Annotated in this window: 16 protein-coding genes and 1 riboswitch; of the genes, 2 read left to right on the top strand and 14 right to left on the bottom strand. The window is 70.9% G+C overall.

Annotation, left to right across the window (positions count from 1 at the left end; genetic code table 11):
* Position 1: 1 nt before the first annotated feature.
* From Q7W02_22210 to Q7W02_22245, 8 genes are all read right to left on the bottom strand, one after another.
* Complete coding sequence (locus Q7W02_22210) at positions 2-448, bottom strand: universal stress protein (GenBank protein MDO8478860.1); 447 nt, start codon at positions 446-448, stop codon at positions 2-4.
* A gap of 27 nt (positions 449-475) precedes the next feature.
* Complete coding sequence (locus Q7W02_22215) at positions 476-1,294, bottom strand: biotin--[acetyl-CoA-carboxylase] ligase (protein ID MDO8478861.1); 819 nt, start codon at positions 1,292-1,294, stop codon at positions 476-478.
* Positions 1,291-1,767, bottom strand: coding sequence for a universal stress protein (locus Q7W02_22220; GenBank protein ID MDO8478862.1), 477 nt, complete (start codon positions 1,765-1,767; stop codon positions 1,291-1,293). Before Q7W02_22220 ends, Q7W02_22215 begins: the two co-directional genes overlap by 4 nt.
* Positions 1,760-2,251 (bottom strand): universal stress protein, encoded by a 492-nt coding sequence (locus Q7W02_22225; GenBank protein ID MDO8478863.1) that lies wholly within the window; start codon positions 2,249-2,251, stop codon positions 1,760-1,762. Before Q7W02_22225 ends, Q7W02_22220 begins: the two co-directional genes overlap by 8 nt.
* A 95-nt stretch (positions 2,252-2,346) precedes the next feature.
* Positions 2,347-2,784 carry a hypothetical protein gene (locus Q7W02_22230; GenBank protein ID MDO8478864.1) on the bottom strand — a complete coding sequence of 146 codons (438 nt, stop codon included), beginning with the start codon at positions 2,782-2,784 and terminating at the stop codon, positions 2,347-2,349.
* 11 nt (positions 2,785-2,795) lie between these two features.
* Complete coding sequence (locus Q7W02_22235) at positions 2,796-3,266, bottom strand: hypothetical protein (GenBank protein ID MDO8478865.1); 471 nt, start codon at positions 3,264-3,266, stop codon at positions 2,796-2,798.
* 57 nt (positions 3,267-3,323) lie between these two features.
* Positions 3,324-4,715: a sigma-54 dependent transcriptional regulator gene (locus Q7W02_22240; GenBank protein ID MDO8478866.1), complete on the bottom strand. Its 1,392-nt coding sequence runs from the start codon at positions 4,713-4,715 to the stop codon at positions 3,324-3,326.
* Positions 4,712-6,367, bottom strand: a complete 1,656-nt coding sequence (locus Q7W02_22245) for an ATP-binding protein (GenBank protein ID MDO8478867.1) — start codon at positions 6,365-6,367, stop codon at positions 4,712-4,714. The genes Q7W02_22240 and Q7W02_22245 overlap by 4 nt, the downstream gene beginning before the upstream one ends.
* Before the next feature lie 19 nt (positions 6,368-6,386).
* On the opposite strand from Q7W02_22245, the gene Q7W02_22250 reads away from it, so the two are divergent.
* Entirely contained in the window at positions 6,387-6,593 is a 207-nt protein-coding gene (locus Q7W02_22250; GenBank protein ID MDO8478868.1) for a hypothetical protein, read from the top strand.
* 31 nt (positions 6,594-6,624) lie between these two features.
* Here the strand turns inward: Q7W02_22250 and Q7W02_22255 are convergent, their stop codons facing one another.
* The 4 genes from Q7W02_22255 to Q7W02_22270 form a co-directional block, all read right to left on the bottom strand.
* Positions 6,625-7,047, bottom strand: a complete 423-nt coding sequence (locus Q7W02_22255) for a universal stress protein (protein MDO8478869.1) — start codon at positions 7,045-7,047, stop codon at positions 6,625-6,627.
* Between the two features lie 14 nt (positions 7,048-7,061).
* Positions 7,062-8,273: a cation:proton antiporter gene (locus Q7W02_22260; protein MDO8478870.1), complete on the bottom strand. Its 1,212-nt coding sequence runs from the start codon at positions 8,271-8,273 to the stop codon at positions 7,062-7,064.
* A 58-nt stretch (positions 8,274-8,331) separates the two neighbouring features.
* Positions 8,332-8,400, bottom strand: a riboswitch (Fluoride riboswitch).
* 68 nt (positions 8,401-8,468) lie between these two features.
* Entirely contained in the window at positions 8,469-9,884 is a 1,416-nt protein-coding gene (locus Q7W02_22265) for an amidase (GenBank protein ID MDO8478871.1), read from the bottom strand.
* Between the two features lie 13 nt (positions 9,885-9,897).
* Complete coding sequence (locus Q7W02_22270; protein MDO8478872.1) at positions 9,898-10,293, bottom strand: hypothetical protein; 396 nt, start codon at positions 10,291-10,293, stop codon at positions 9,898-9,900.
* Between the two features lie 26 nt (positions 10,294-10,319).
* On the opposite strand from Q7W02_22270, the gene Q7W02_22275 reads away from it, so the two are divergent.
* Entirely contained in the window at positions 10,320-11,675 is a 1,356-nt protein-coding gene (locus tag Q7W02_22275; GenBank protein ID MDO8478873.1) for a hypothetical protein, read from the top strand.
* Between the two features lie 178 nt (positions 11,676-11,853).
* Here the strand turns inward: Q7W02_22275 and Q7W02_22280 are convergent, their stop codons facing one another.
* The gene (locus Q7W02_22280) at positions 11,854-13,125 is read right to left on the bottom strand and encodes a hypothetical protein (protein MDO8478874.1); all 1,272 of its coding nucleotides are present in this window, start codon (positions 13,123-13,125) and stop codon (positions 11,854-11,856) included.
* Complete coding sequence (locus Q7W02_22285) at positions 13,122-13,586, bottom strand: cyclic nucleotide-binding domain-containing protein (protein MDO8478875.1); 465 nt, start codon at positions 13,584-13,586, stop codon at positions 13,122-13,124. Before Q7W02_22285 ends, Q7W02_22280 begins: the two co-directional genes overlap by 4 nt.
* Positions 13,587-13,599: the final 13 nt, after the last annotated feature.

Below are 13,599 nucleotides of genomic sequence, written 5' to 3' on the forward strand. Positions count from 1 at the left end.
CTTACTTGCCGCGCACGGTCAGCACGGGGCAGGGCGCCGCGGCGACCACGCGCGAGGCAACGCTGCCCAGGAAGAACTTGGCCAAGCCCGTGCGGCCGTGGGTGCCGATGACGATCAGGTCGGCCTTCTTCGACTTGGCCGCCCGCGCGATCTGGTCGTGCGCCACGCCGTCGAGGAGGAGCGTGACCGCCTTGACGCCGGCCTTGCGCGCCTTGGCCTGGAGCGCGCCCAAGTGCTTCTGCCCGTACTTGCGGGCCGATGCCTCGAGGTCGTCGTAGACCTTGGGCGAGATGTACCCCTCCCCCGCGATCGGAACCGGCGGCGCCAGCACGTGGACGAGCAACAGCTGGGCGTGGTCCGCCTTGCCCATGGCGACGGCCCGCGCAAAGGCGGCGCCGGAGGCGCGAGAGAAATCGGACGGGTGGAGAATGCGGCGCAGTCGGCTCATGAACGGCCTCCCTTTGGGGTTCGTGACTCAATCACAGACACAGATCTCCTCCGTGGACACTGTGCGGCGCTCGCCAAGGGCGTCCTGCACGACGAGCCGGCCGCATGGGTCCACACCGGCGACCCGACCGATGAAGCGGGAGCCGGCGCCGCGGATCTCGACCCGGCGGCCCGTGAGGATGTCGCGCTCACACCAGGCCTCGAGGACGGCCGACGGCCCCTCGCCGCGGTAGCAGCTCGCCCAGGCATCGAGGGCGTTGAGATAGGAGGCGGCGAACGCATCGCGGTCCACCTCTCGACCGGTCGCGGCGCGAAGTGACGTCGCTCCGCCCGCCGCGGGCCCGAGGGCCTCGGTCAGCGCGTCGAGATCCACATTGAGGTTGGCACCGACACCGAGGACCAGGTACTCGACCTCGTCTCCGCGCGCCCCACACTCGATGAGCGAGCCCCCCACCTTCCGGCCGTCCACGAGCACGTCGTTCGGCCACTTGATTGCCGGGATCGCGCCCGCCTCCCGCACGGCATCGGCCAGCGCCAGCCCGCCGATGAAGGAGAAGAGAGGCGCCTCCTTGATGGCGAGCGATCCGCGGAAGAGCACGGAAGCATAGAGGTTGACGCCGGGCGGCGAGAACCACGGCTGCCCGAGCCGCCCCCGCCCCGCGGTCTGCGACTCGGCGAGCACCACCGTGCCCTCGGGCGCTCCCGAGCGCGCCAACCGGCTGAGCGTGGCGTTCGTGGACTCCACCTGGCCGCAGAGGTAGAGCTGGCGGCCGACGACAGGCGCCCGCAGACGTCGCCGGATCCCTGCGATGGACAGCGGCGGGGTCTCGGTGGCCAGCGCGTTCACCGCACAGCCACCTGGGTGGCGCGGGCCGCCACCTGCGCTTCGGTCACGCGCATCAGGAAGACCGGCAGGCGGCTCTCGCGCAGCACGGCCTCGGCCACTGAGCCGAACAGCAGGCGCCCGAGGCCGCTCCGCCCGTGCGTCGTCATCGCGACCAGGTCGGCGCCGGTCTCGCGGGCCGCCAGCACGATCTCCTCGGCGGGCTGGCCGCGGCGTACCTGGGTGCGCACGCGCACGCCCTTCTTCCTCAGCTCGACGGCCAGCGGCGCCAGGTACTCCTCGGCGTCCACGCGGCTCGTTTCCGGGTCCTCCACTATCACGTGGCGCGAGCCCTCGATCACCTCGGGCGCGACGGGCCGGTTGACCCGCACCAGCACCACCTCCATGTCGAGCGGGCCCGCGATCTCGAGAATGAAGGGGATGATCGCCTCGGCCACGGGCGATCCATCGAGCGCCACGACCGCCCGCCTATACACGGGAAACCTCCTTCTTCTCCTGGGGCGTCGCGGCACCCTTGGGCGCCGCGATCGGCGCCCCGGGCGCCCGCACGACGCAGATGGGCGTCGTCGTGCCGCGCAGCACCGACTCGGTGACGCTGCCGAGGATCAGGCGCCCCAGGCCGCTCCGGCCGTGGGTGCTCATGACGATCAGGTCCGCCTTCTTGAGCTTGGCGGCTTCGATGACGGCGGCGGCCGCGGGCCCGTACCAGACGCCCGTGTCCACGTCCTTGACTCCGCGCTTCGCCAGACGGTCGGCGACGGCCGCGAGATACTGCTCCGCTTCGCGGACCACGGCGACCTGCTCGTCCGTGGGATCGGCGCCGGGCAGCGTATGCGCCTCGGCGGCGCGAAGCAGGATCAGCTTGGACGGCGTGCCACGCCCCAGGTCGATGGCGGCCTCGATGGCGGCCTCAGCCAGCGCCGATCCGTCCAGCGGAACGAGGATCCTCTCGGTCTTCATGTCTGCCTCCTCTCGGCCCTGTCGTTGCGGGGCCTCTGCGCCATCGAGAGGGTGCAACCGGGGTGCCACCGGGGGAGGCAAAGGAAAACGGCGCTTTAGGCGGGAGCACGCTCGAGCGGGATGGGTCGTCCCCTCCCCGCTGGGTCACGCCCGCCTCGCCTGGGTCTCGGCCGGGCGTGCCGCGGAGGGCCACCCGCGTACTGGACGCGGTAGCGGGTCTGTCGGGCGGCTTCGAGGGTCGGGGTCGAGAGCGACAGCGTGGCGGTGTCGCCGGGACCGAGCGAGGCGGGAACCGGCGTGCCGGTGCGCACCAACAGGAGCTTGCCGAAGAAGTCGTAGAACTCGACCGTGACGCGGAGCCCGCGCACGGGGTACGGGGAGACGTTCTTCAGGAGGACCACGTGCTGGAACGAGCGGTGCTTCTTGCTGACGACGGGGGTGCGCGTCTCCTGGACGACGACCACGGGATCGCCCGCCTCGGCGGGAGAAGCGAGCGCCAGAGCGAGGCACAGGGCCGCGAGGTGGGGCTTCATGCCCCGGCAGGCTAGGGCGCGGGCTTCACCTCGTCAATGTCCGGACTTGGATACGGCTTGGCGAGGGAGGCCGTCTGTTCCGAGAGACACCTCTCATAGGCTCCGACATAGGTCCGGTGCGCCTTCACCCCTTCCACGGCGCCCGCCACCAAGCCTATCGTGAGCCCGAGCCCCGCCCCGACGGCCGCGCCTATCCACGCGCCATCGCCGGCTCTCCCGCCGGCGAGTACCCCCCACCACACCCCATCGACCGCGCCCTGCGCCGCCAGCCAGAGGCCGCTCATCAGCCCGAGACCAGCCGCCTGCCCCAGCGGCTTGAGGCTCACCGAGCCGGCGGCGCTATCGAGGCAGGCGCTCCGCTCCGTCTGGGTGGGCTCCGCGAGGGCCGCCGCGGGCGCGGGTGCCACGGGCCGGGCGCCCGCGCAGCCGGCGGCAAGGAGCGCGGGAAGAAGCAGAGCGGCGGGGAGTCGGGCCAAGCGCATCGGTACCTCCCGTATACCGCGGATCCTGGCAGGCAATCCACAGTCGCGCCAGAGAGCCTATCTCAGCTGATGCTTGTTCACCAGGCGGTGGAAGGTCTTGCGGTCGATGCCCGCGGCCTTGGCCGCCGCCGAGATGTTGCCGTCGTGCCGCTCGAGGAGCTCGCGCAGGTACGACGCCTCGAGCACCGCCATCCAACGCTCCTTGGCGTCCTTGAGCGGCAGGTCGGCGGCCGTGTCGGGCGAGGCGGCGGGCGCCCCCGGCGCGGCCGGCGCGGCCGCGCCCGTACCGAGCACCTGGTCGGGCAGGTCCCGCCGCGTCACCGTCTCGCCGTCGGCCAGCGCGCAGGCGCGCTCGATGACGTTCTGCAGCTCCCGCACATTGCCCGGCCAGCGGTAGCGCTCGAACACGGCCATGGCGTCGTCGTCGATGCCGCGGATGCGCCCTTGCCCGTAGCGCTTCAAGAACGCGTGGGCGAGCAGACGCACGTCCCCCGCCCGGTCGCGCAGCGGCGGCAGCTGGATCGCGATGACGTTGACGCGGTAGTAGAGCTCCTCGCGGAACTGCCCCTTGACGGTCGCCTCACGGAGGTCGCGGTTGGTCGCCGAGACCACGCGCACGTCCACGTCCACGAGCGCCGTCCCGCCCACGCGCCGGATCTGGCGCTCCTGCAGCGCGCGCAGCAGCTTCACCTGAAGCCCCACGGGCATCTCGGCGATCTCGTCGAGGAACAGCGTGCCGCGGTGGGCGACCTCCATGAGGCCCGGCTTGCTGCGCACCGCGCCGGTGAAGGCGCCCTTCTCGTGGCCGAAGAGCTCGGACTCCAGCAGGTGCTCCGGCAGCGAGGCGCAGTCGACAGGGACGAAGGGCTGCGCCGCCCGCGGGCTGTTGGCGTGGATGGCGCGGGCGACCAGCTCCTTTCCGGTGCCGGACTCGCCCAGCACGAGGATGTTCGCCTCGGACCGCGCCGCCTTCTTGACAAGGTCGAAGACGCGCGCCATGGACTCGCTGCGGCCGATGATGCTCTCGAGGCCGAAGGCCTCCTGCAGCTGGTCGCGGAGATTCTTGTTCTCCACCTGGAGGTTCCGCTGGCGGAGTGCCCGTTCGACCGCGACGCGGAGATGCTCCACGGAGAAGTTCTTGGGCAGGTAGTCGGTGGCGCCTTCCTTCACCGCGGCCACGGCCGACTCGATCGTGGCGAAGGCCGTGATGACGATGACGGGCAGCGTCGGGTCGAGCTCGTGCGCGCGCTTGAGCAGCGCCATGCCGTCCATGCCCGGCATCTTCAGGTCCGTGATGAGCAGGTCCGGCCGCTCCTCTTCGAGCAGCGTCAGGGCCTTGCCCGGCTCCGTCGTGGTGAAGCACTGGTATCCGACGCGACCCAGGATGCGCGCGCAGTTCTCGAGCATGTCGGGCTCGTCGTCCACGATCAGCACGCGCGTCGCGCTCACGGCTGCCCCCCGACGGCGGCCCGCGCGCCCGAGACGGGGAAGGTCAAGGTGAAGGTGGTGCCCTCTCCCGGGCGCGACTCGACATCCACCGTGCCGTGGTGATCGCGCACGATGCCGTAGGAGATGGAGAGCCCCAGGCCCGTGCCCTCGGCCTTGGTGGTGAAGAACGGGTCGAAGATCCGCGGCAGGGCCTCGGGCGGGATGCCGGGGCCCGTGTCACGCACGACAAGGCGCACGGCGTCCGGCTCGCCGGCTGCGCGGGAGGTCTCGACGGTGATCTCGCCTCCTCCGTCGACGGCGTCCCGCGCGTTGGTCAACAGGTTGAGGACGACTTGCTGGAGCGTGTTGCCGTCGCCCCAGAGCGGCGGCAGATCGGGCGCGAGCCGCCGCGTCACCGTCACGCCCTGCTTGCCGATGGGCCGCTCGACCAGGAGGAGCGTCTCCTCGACGAGGTGGTTGAGGTCCACGGGGCCGTGGAGCCCGGAGGACTGGCGGCTGAAGGACAGGAGGCCCTGGGCGATGCGCGCGACGCGCTGGGCGTGGCGGTGGAGCACGCGCAGGTCCTCGGCGAGCCGGCCGTACACGGGCTGCGCCTCGGCGTCGAGCAGCATGATCTCGATGCGCGAGGAGATGACCCCGATGGGGTTGTTGAGCTCGTGCGCCAGGCCCGCCGCCATCGTCCCGAGCGCCGCGAGCTTCTCAGACTGCCGGGCGCCCCGCTCGAGCGCCACCTGCTCGGTGATGTCCTGAACGAGGAGCACCAGGCCCGCCGGCTCGCCGTGCTGGCGCAGGAGGCTGCCCTTGAGGTTTTCCACCGCGCGCCCTCCCCCCATGCGCTCGTGCTCGACGGCCTCCAGCGTGAACCCCTCGGTCTCGCCGCGCAGCAGCTGCTCGAGCGGCGCCCGGAGCACCTTGCGACGGTACGCCGGGAAGACGTCGAAGAACGGGCGGCCCGCCACGTCCCGGGCGGCAAGCCCCGTCTGCGCCTCCATCGCTCGGTTGAACGCGACGATCCCGCCCGCGCGGTCGAGCACCACCACGCCCTCGCGCAGGCTCTCGACTACGCTCTGGATGAAGCGCTCGCGCTGCCTCGCAGCAGTGGTGAGCGCCACCACCTCGAGGCGCTCGCGCTCTTCGATCTGGCCCAGGACCCCGACTCCCACGGCCGTGCCGAGCAGGACCGCGAGCCGGACGGCGATGTTGGACCACTCGGCCTCCGTGATGGTCGGCCAGACCACCGCGACGTACGCCGCGGCTGCCGCCATGGCGACGGCGACCCCCCGCACCATTCCGTAGTAGTAGGACTGCAGCCCCGCGATCAGGAGCAGCGCCAGGAAGAGCGTGCTCGGGGCCCCGCCGGTGAGCCGGATCAGGAGGAGCGCGAACGCGAGGTCGGTTGCCAGGACCAGCAGGTTGAGCCGGAGCATGCGGCCGGGCCAGCGCCAGAGGGCGCCCGTGATCGCCACGCTGTAGAGAAAGAAGCCGAGCATGGCGCTGTGCACCGCGTGCCAGCCTTCGTGCGCGGGCGGCGCGAGCAGGATCCAGACGAGCCCCGCCATGACCGCCAGCCAGCGCAGCAGCGGAAGCGCGAGCACGCGCGGGCCGCCGATGCGGCGGGCCACACGGTCGAGGAAGAGACGGGCGCGCGACATGCTTGGTATTATACGGGCGATGCTTGGATCGGGGGCGACGCGCTCACACCGCGTGCTGCGGGGGCTGGCGGTGCTCACCATCGTCGCGATGGCATTTTTCGCTGGAATGCTCGTCGAGCGGCTCAGGCTGGACGCCAAGCGCGAGGACATGCTGCGGCGCTACGACCAAGTCCTCCAGCAGTACCGCGACCAGCAGATGCGCTCGGAGAAGACGATTCAGCGCTAGCCGGACGGCGCAGGGGCGCGGGACGCGTCGCCTACTTCGCCAGGAGCACGGAGCAGGGCGAGAGGCGGATGATGCTCTGGGCCGTGCTGCCCATGACGCGCTCGAAGATGCGGCTGTGACCGTGATAGCCCGCCAAGAGGAGATCGAAGCCCCCCTCCTTGGCGTAGTTGACGATGATCTCGACCTCGTGCCCCTGCCGGATCGCCGTCTGGAGCTCGACGCCCGCGAGCGCGGCTTGGTCCCGCGCGTCTTTCGTCAGCACACGGAAGTACTCGTCCACGCGCTCCTTGGCGTCCTGGACCTCACCGATGGTAGCGGCGTAGTGGGGCAGATGCTCCTCGACCGAAATGCTCCGGAGCTCGGTGCCGAGGCTCTTCGCGAGTCCGATCCCGATCCTGAGGGCGGCCTTGGCGCCCTCCGAGCCGTCGTACGCGACGAGGATCTTCCTGAACATGGCGTCCTCCTGTCTCAAGACGTTGGCGCGCCCGAGGGCCGGGCCGCGGCGCCCGCCGGCTCCCCAATCTCCGCGGGGTTCGGGAGCAGATGCCGCGGCATGAACCAGGCATTGGCGATCATGGTCGGGATCACGGCGCTGCCGATGACGGCCGCGACCAGTTGCGAGTACTGGGCCGGCGTGATGACCCCGTGGCTGAGCCCGAAGAGGGCGGAGATGGTTCCGAAGGTGAGGCCCGTGGACATCATGAGCGTGTAGTAGACGTCGGCCCCCTCCCGATGGCCGAAGATCCGTACCGAGGGAAACACTCCCGCGAGCTTGCTCACCATCTTGGCGAAGAAGAGCACGACGAGGGTGCCGGGGGCGGCGACGAGCGCGGGCACGGACACGAGGGACCCGGCGCGGAGGAAGTAGAAGGGCGTCAGGAGCCCGAAGGTCAGCGTGCGCAACCGCCGGATCAGGGCATGGTCCTTGCCGACGGTCCCGGCCAGGACCATGCCGATGATGTACGCGGGCAGCACCGGCTCGCTGTCCGCCCAGAGCGCGAGGCCCCCCATCGCGAAGAGCGCCAGCAGGAGGAACTTCGTCTCGAACTCCGACACCCGGCCCCCGTATCGGCGGAAGACCCCCGGGGTCACGAACGGCAGGACCACGAAGATCGCCAGCGACAGGGCGACGAAAACCAGGGTGCGCACCGTGAACGGCGCGAAGATGATGCCGAGGGCGATCACGGTTCCAAGGTCAGTGATGAAACAGGCGGCGAGGATGACCTTGCCGTAGTCCGTCGTGTTGAAGCCGAGCTCGAGCATGACCGCGTAGACCACCGCGACCGACGTCGTCGAGAGCGCCACCCCTGCAAGCCAGGCGGCCATCGGTGCCCAGCCGAGAAGGTAGTAGGCGACGGCGGCCGAGCCAAGAAACGGGGCGATAAAGCTCACGAGACCGACGACGGTCGCCTCCTTCCACTTGACGCGGAAGACGGCCGGGTCGATCTCGGCGCCCGCCAGGAAGGTGAGGACGATCGCGCCGGTCCCCGCGAGGAAGCCGATCCATGGCGTCTGGGCGCCGAGCCCCGTGCCGCCGATGAGGACGACGACGATGAGCTGCGCCACCGTGCCGACCACGATCTCGGAGAGCGCCGTCGAGACCCTGAACCAGATGGCCAGCAGCGTGGCGACGAGCGCCAGCCCGGTCCACAGGGCCGCGAGGAACCACGTGTTGTCCAAGCACCTCTCCTCTCGCCCTCAGCGCTCGGAATAGAAAAGCAAAGACCCCTACCGGCGCCCACCGGTAGGGGTCATCAGCCCGGCCACGGCCGGGCGGTTTCAGGCGAACCCCATCGCCTTCGTGTCAGTCTACGCGTGTACTCTACACCGCGCGACGGCGGCCCTATCAATGATCCGCGCGACCTTGGGCAAGGCTCACCCGGCGGATGGCCGCCGCGCAGCCCACGGCTGCGCCGCCTCGAAGGCTGCCGAGGCCGCGAGCACGGTGCGCTCGGCGAAGCGCCGGCCGACTATCTGGAGCCCCACGGGCAGTCCGCCCGCCGTCATGCCCACGGGCACGGTCGCCGCGGGCTGGCCCGTCAGGTTGAACGGGAAGGTGAACGCGATCCAGCCGAGCCGCGAGACGGGCTCGCCGTTGATCTCCGTGACGGACGGGCGCGCGACAGGGAACGGCGGCACCGCCACGGTCGGCGTGATCAGCAGATCGAAGCGGGCGAGGAAGCGCTGGACGTCGGTCCAGAGCTCCTTCCGCCGGCGGGCGGCGTCCATGTACTGGTCGATCGTGATCGTGTGCCCGTACTTGAGCACCGCGACGAAGCTCGGGTCGAGCTGGTCGGCGCTGTCCTCGAGCCGCTCCCTCCAGGCCGCGTAGCTCTCGGCGGCGCTCAACGTCCGGAAGATCTCCTCGGGGTTCTCCCAGCTCGGCGTCACCACCTCGACGTGGCAGCCCAGCCCTTCGAACAGCTCGGCCGCCGCGCCGCAGAGCTCCGCGACTTCGGGATCCACGCGCGCGTAGCCCAGATCCGCCGACCAGCCGACGCTCCACCCCTCGAGCCCGCCCTCGCAGGCCGCGAGGAACGGCGGCCCGCCGTCGGCGGGGAGCGACCACCGGTCGCGGTCATCCGGCCCCGCGAGCGCGTCGAGCATGAGCGCGGCGTCACGCACGGTGCGTGTCATCGGCCCCGTCACCGAGACGTGCTGCCAGCCGGGGAAGCCCGGCCCGTGGGGCACGCGGCCGAAGGAGGGCTTGAGCCCGTAGATCCCGCAGAAGGAGGCCGGGATGCGAATCGAGCCGCCGCCGTCGGTGCCCAGCGCCAGCGGACCCATGCCCGCCGCCACGGCCGCCCCCGCGCCGCCGCTGGATCCACCCGGGGTCAGCGCGGGGTTCCACGGGTTGCGCGTGATGCCGAAGAGCGGGTTGTCGGTGACGCCCTTGTGGCCGAACTCGGGCGTGTTGGTCTTGCCGAGGATGATGGCGCCGGCGCCCTTGAGCCGCTCGACGGCGACCGCGTCCTCCTCCGGCACGTGGTCGGCGAAGAGGCGCGAGCCGCCCGTCGTCGGCACGCGGCGCGTGAAGACCAGGTCCTTGACCGAAACCGGCACGCCGTGGAGCGGGCCCAGCTCCTCGCCGGTCATCACCGCCACCTCGGCCGCCTGGGCGGCGTCGCAGGCTTCCTCCGCCGTGACGGCGCAGTAGGCGTTGAGCGTCGGGTTCACGCGTTCGATCTGCGCGAGGGCGGCATCCGTCACCTCGACCGGAGAGACCTTCTTCCGGCGGACGAGCGCGGCCAGTTCGAGCGCGGGAAGCCAGCAGAGATCTTGGGTGGCCATCAGGGGGCGGCCATCAGCGAGGGGCGTTGAGCCGGGCCACGGTGATGTCCACCTGCTGCATGCCTGAGCCCTCCGTGACCGTGATCCGGCAGTAGTCCTGGCCCTTGGCGAAATCCGCCCAGACGACCGCGAACTTGTTGGCGTTGACGAAGCGCTCGCTCTTCGTTTCCGTCCAGCCCGCGCCGCGGAGAAGCGCGCGCGCCTGATCCAGCGTGGCGTCCACCGGCGACTCGGCGAAATAGACAAGCTTGCCCGCCGTGACCTTGGGCGACTGGATGACCACGGAGTCGCGCGTGTAGGCCCGCCAGCCGGCCGGCACCGGGATGTCGGCGAAGGGCTGGTTGGACGGCGCGCCCCCGACCGTGCAGGCGGCGCAGAGAAGACTCGCGACGATCAGGGAGACGCGCACGCGCGGATTGTATCATCATCGGGTCCATGGACCCGAGCGCCCTGCCCCGCCTGCGCGAGTGGCTCGAGCGCCCCGAGATCGCCTCGCTCGACCCGCGGCGCATCGAGGCCCTCGCCGCCGCGCTCACCGGCTCGGATCCGCCCGTGCGAGTCGAGCGCTGGGGCACGGTCGTGGGCTACGAGGCCGGGCCCCCGCGCCGCCGGCTCGTCCAGTTCGACCGCCACGGTCACTTGATCACCGCTTGCCGCTATGACCCCGACGGCGCGCTCGACTGGGCGCGCTGCCGCGCGGCGGACGGCCGGTGGATCGGCGTGGAGCCCGGCGCCATCGAGCACCCGGCCTGGGGCCGCTCGGATCGCATATGGCTTCTCCATAGAGAGGAAACCTGGGGGGATGAACCCTGGCGCCCCGTCGAGCCGCTGACCGTCTTTCGGTCGCTCGACTGGGCGGCGCTCGACCACATTCCGCCGCTGGCCGAGCCGCGGCGCCTGCCGCCGGGGGCGGGCAGCGCGGTGCTGAACCTGGTTGCGTCCCTGATGAAGGACCAGGGCGTCGCGCGCGTGCGCTACCGCGGCCCCTTCCCCTCCGAGCAGCTCTTCACGACGCTGCTCGAGTGCTTCCGCTACGACCCGGGCCAGGCGCTGCCGCTCGAGCGCTTCCTTGCCGACGGAGGGCTCGACTGGCTGCCGGCGCCCTACGAGAGCCACCGTGTCGCGGCGTGGGCGACAGTCCAGCTGCGCCAGGACATCGACAAGGTGGTCGCCGACGGCGTCACGTTCTACCGGCCGGAGTGGCAGGGCATCGCGCGGCGGGAAGCACGGGTGATCCGCGACGACGGCGAGCGCGTCGTTTGCTCGCTCTGGGCGCTGGGAGGTCCGCTCGAGGACCGGCTCGTCCTCGACCGCTCGGGCGAGATCCACGAGGCGCCGGCGGCGAGCGCCCGGGAGGTGCCTCCGGCACCCCTCCCCCCGGTGTGGAATTCGGCGCTGGGCGACCTGATCGCGCGCGAGAGCGCTCCGGCTTTGGGTCCCGCGATCAGGGAAGTGCTCAGCCACACTGCGCTCGAATGGGGCGCGGTGCCGGGCGATCTCGTGCGGGCATGGGACAAGCGCATCAGGCTGAGCGCGCGGCTCCGCGAGGCTATGGCCGCCTCGCTCGGGAGCGCCGCGCCGGGGCGGGAGCGCGCGGAACAGGCGCTCCGGTTCGTACTCGAGGTGGCGCGGCTCCTGGGGCCTGAGATGCGCGGCCGTGCCCAGGCGCTCCTGGAATCACTGCCGCAGCAAGAGCAGGCGCGGCGGGTCGAGGCGGCCGCGGAGGAATCCGAGGCGCTCGACGAATCGGTGGGGCGCCTGATCGCCCTCCTCACCCGCGCAGGCTGCTGATAAAGGCCCATCTGCTTCGTTGGCACCCTCGGCCGCACGCTCGTGGCCGTTCGAGCTGAGGGGCGGAGCCCCGAGGCGAGGGCTGAGACAATTCGTACGCCTCGCGTGCGGCCGTCGGGCGCCGCCTCGCATCTGGACCTTTCTGAGCAGCCTGCGAGGGGCTAAGCAGCCTGCAAGGTTACGCGTGTCTTGCGGAGAAAATCAGCCAGGCGTTGAGGCCGACGAAGCCGACGACGGAGAGCAGCGACAGCGCGAAGTAGGAGAGGTAGACGATCTCCTGCCGGCTGAACCCCCGCCCGGTCGCAAGCCGCTTCCAGAGGGTGCCGCGCACGAAGTGCGAGGACTCCTGGGAGAGGCGCGGCATGCTGACCGCGTCCTCGAGGACGTGGTAGCCGTCCATCTCGAGGAACGAGAACGGGTAGATGCAGATGAGGAAGGACTGCAGCTGGAGCACGGCCGAGGCGGCGACGCCGGCCTGGAGCAGCCCGGGGCTGAGCAGGTCGGCCCAGAGCACGCCGAGCATGCCGAGCACGAGGTGCACCGTGGGCCCCGTCAGCGCGTTGATGACGCGCGCGCGGCGCGAGGCCATGAAGAGGTCGGTGACGTCCGCATAGAACGTCGGCACGACCATGTGGTGGACGATGAAGCCCACTTCCTTGACGCGGCGGCCGTAGTGGGCGCAGGCCAGCGCGTGCACGAGCTGGTGGAGCGCCACCGTCAAGAAGAACGCCAGCTTCAGCGCGATGATCGCCACAATGGCGTGGTGCTCCAGCGCCGAGCTGATTGCGCCCAAATCCGCCCAGAGGCGGAAGAGCGCGCGGGTGCCGAAGGCCGTCAGCACGGCGAGCCCGATCACCGCCGCCGGAGTAAAGATGAGCCAACCGCCCCAGCGGTGGATCCGCTCGAAGAGATCGTTCCACCGCCGGCTCGAGACGTTGAGCTTTTCGATGGCGTGGATCGTCGCCACCATCGCGCGCGCCGCCGGGTTCCGCTTGTTGCGCTCGAGGATGTCCCGCAGGGTGTTCATCGGGCGCAGCGTCAGCAGATCGGCCTGCAGGAGCTTGCTGATGAGCTGGGGGATCTTCTCGAAGTCGAACGAACCGTAGCGCATGACGTAGGCGACGGCGATGTCCTGCATGCTCGCGCGGCCATTCATCTGCTCCCAGAGGAAGCGCTCCTCGTCGTCGAGCGCGAGGTAGTTCTCGGTGCGGCGGCTCTTGAGGACGTAGCGCTTGGTGCCCGGGACGCCCGAGGGCAGCTGCGCCAGCTCCCACTGCGCGTCGGGGAGGCGCTGCGGGCGGAGCTGAAGGTAGGCGGCCGGACTCGTGATCTCCCGGATCTCGAAGCTCTCCCCGTCCTCCGATCGGACGAGGAGGTTGAGCTTGGCCGGCGGGCGCCGCTGCTGAGTGCCCGGGGCGCCCGTCTGCGTGCTGGGGACGGGCTCGCTCACTTGGGCGGCCCCCCGGATTTGCGCTCGGCGTCGAGCCCCGTCGCCTCGAGGCCCCAGCGCGTCACCTCTCGCACGAGGTCGCTCGACTGCACGAGCCGGCGGATCAGCACGCGGGCCATCTCCTGGAAGAAGTGGGCGGCATCCCGCGGATTGTCCCTGATGAAGTTGTTGATGCTCTCGCGGTCGAGGGCAAGCAGGGAGGTCTCCACGTCGGCCTGAATCGTGGCCGTGCGCTTGGGCTCGTCGCCGAAGACGGTCATCTCGCCGAAGATCGCTCCGGACTCGAGCCGGCTCAGTATCTGCTCGACGCGCCCGCTGACTTTCTTGGAGACCAGGATGGCGCCCGAGCGGATGAAGAACATCTCCTCTCCGGGGTCGCCCTCGCGGAACAGCACCTCGCCCTTGCGGAGCCGGCGCTCGCGGAGGCGCGGCCAGAGTGCGACGAGCTGCGCTTCTTCCAGGTCGCGGAGGAGG

The sequence above is a fragment of the Candidatus Rokuibacteriota bacterium genome, assembly GCA_030647435.1.
In the GTDB taxonomy this organism is placed as follows: Bacteria; Methylomirabilota; Methylomirabilia; order Rokubacteriales; family CSP1-6; genus AR37.

What these genes read in the sequence shown, in the direction of transcription:
- Q7W02_22265 (MDO8478871.1), bottom strand. Translation starts at nt 9,884, where the DNA reads ATGGCCACCCAAGATCTCTGCTGGCTTCCCGCGCTCGAACTGGCCGCG.
- Q7W02_22245 (MDO8478867.1), bottom strand. Translation starts at nt 6,367, where the DNA reads ATGTCGCGCGCCCGTCTCTTCCTCGACCGTGTGGCCCGCCGCATCGGC.
- Q7W02_22225 (MDO8478863.1), bottom strand. Translation starts at nt 2,251, where the DNA reads ATGAAGACCGAGAGGATCCTCGTTCCGCTGGACGGATCGGCGCTGGCT.
- Q7W02_22250 (MDO8478868.1), top strand. Translation starts at nt 6,387, where the DNA reads ATGCTTGGATCGGGGGCGACGCGCTCACACCGCGTGCTGCGGGGGCTG.
- Q7W02_22255 (MDO8478869.1), bottom strand. Translation starts at nt 7,047, where the DNA reads ATGTTCAGGAAGATCCTCGTCGCGTACGACGGCTCGGAGGGCGCCAAG.
- Q7W02_22230 (MDO8478864.1), bottom strand. Translation starts at nt 2,784, where the DNA reads ATGAAGCCCCACCTCGCGGCCCTGTGCCTCGCTCTGGCGCTCGCTTCT.
- Q7W02_22235 (MDO8478865.1), bottom strand. Translation starts at nt 3,266, where the DNA reads ATGCGCTTGGCCCGACTCCCCGCCGCTCTGCTTCTTCCCGCGCTCCTT.
- Q7W02_22210 (MDO8478860.1), bottom strand. Translation starts at nt 448, where the DNA reads ATGAGCCGACTGCGCCGCATTCTCCACCCGTCCGATTTCTCTCGCGCC.
- Q7W02_22275 (MDO8478873.1), top strand. Translation starts at nt 10,320, where the DNA reads ATGGACCCGAGCGCCCTGCCCCGCCTGCGCGAGTGGCTCGAGCGCCCC.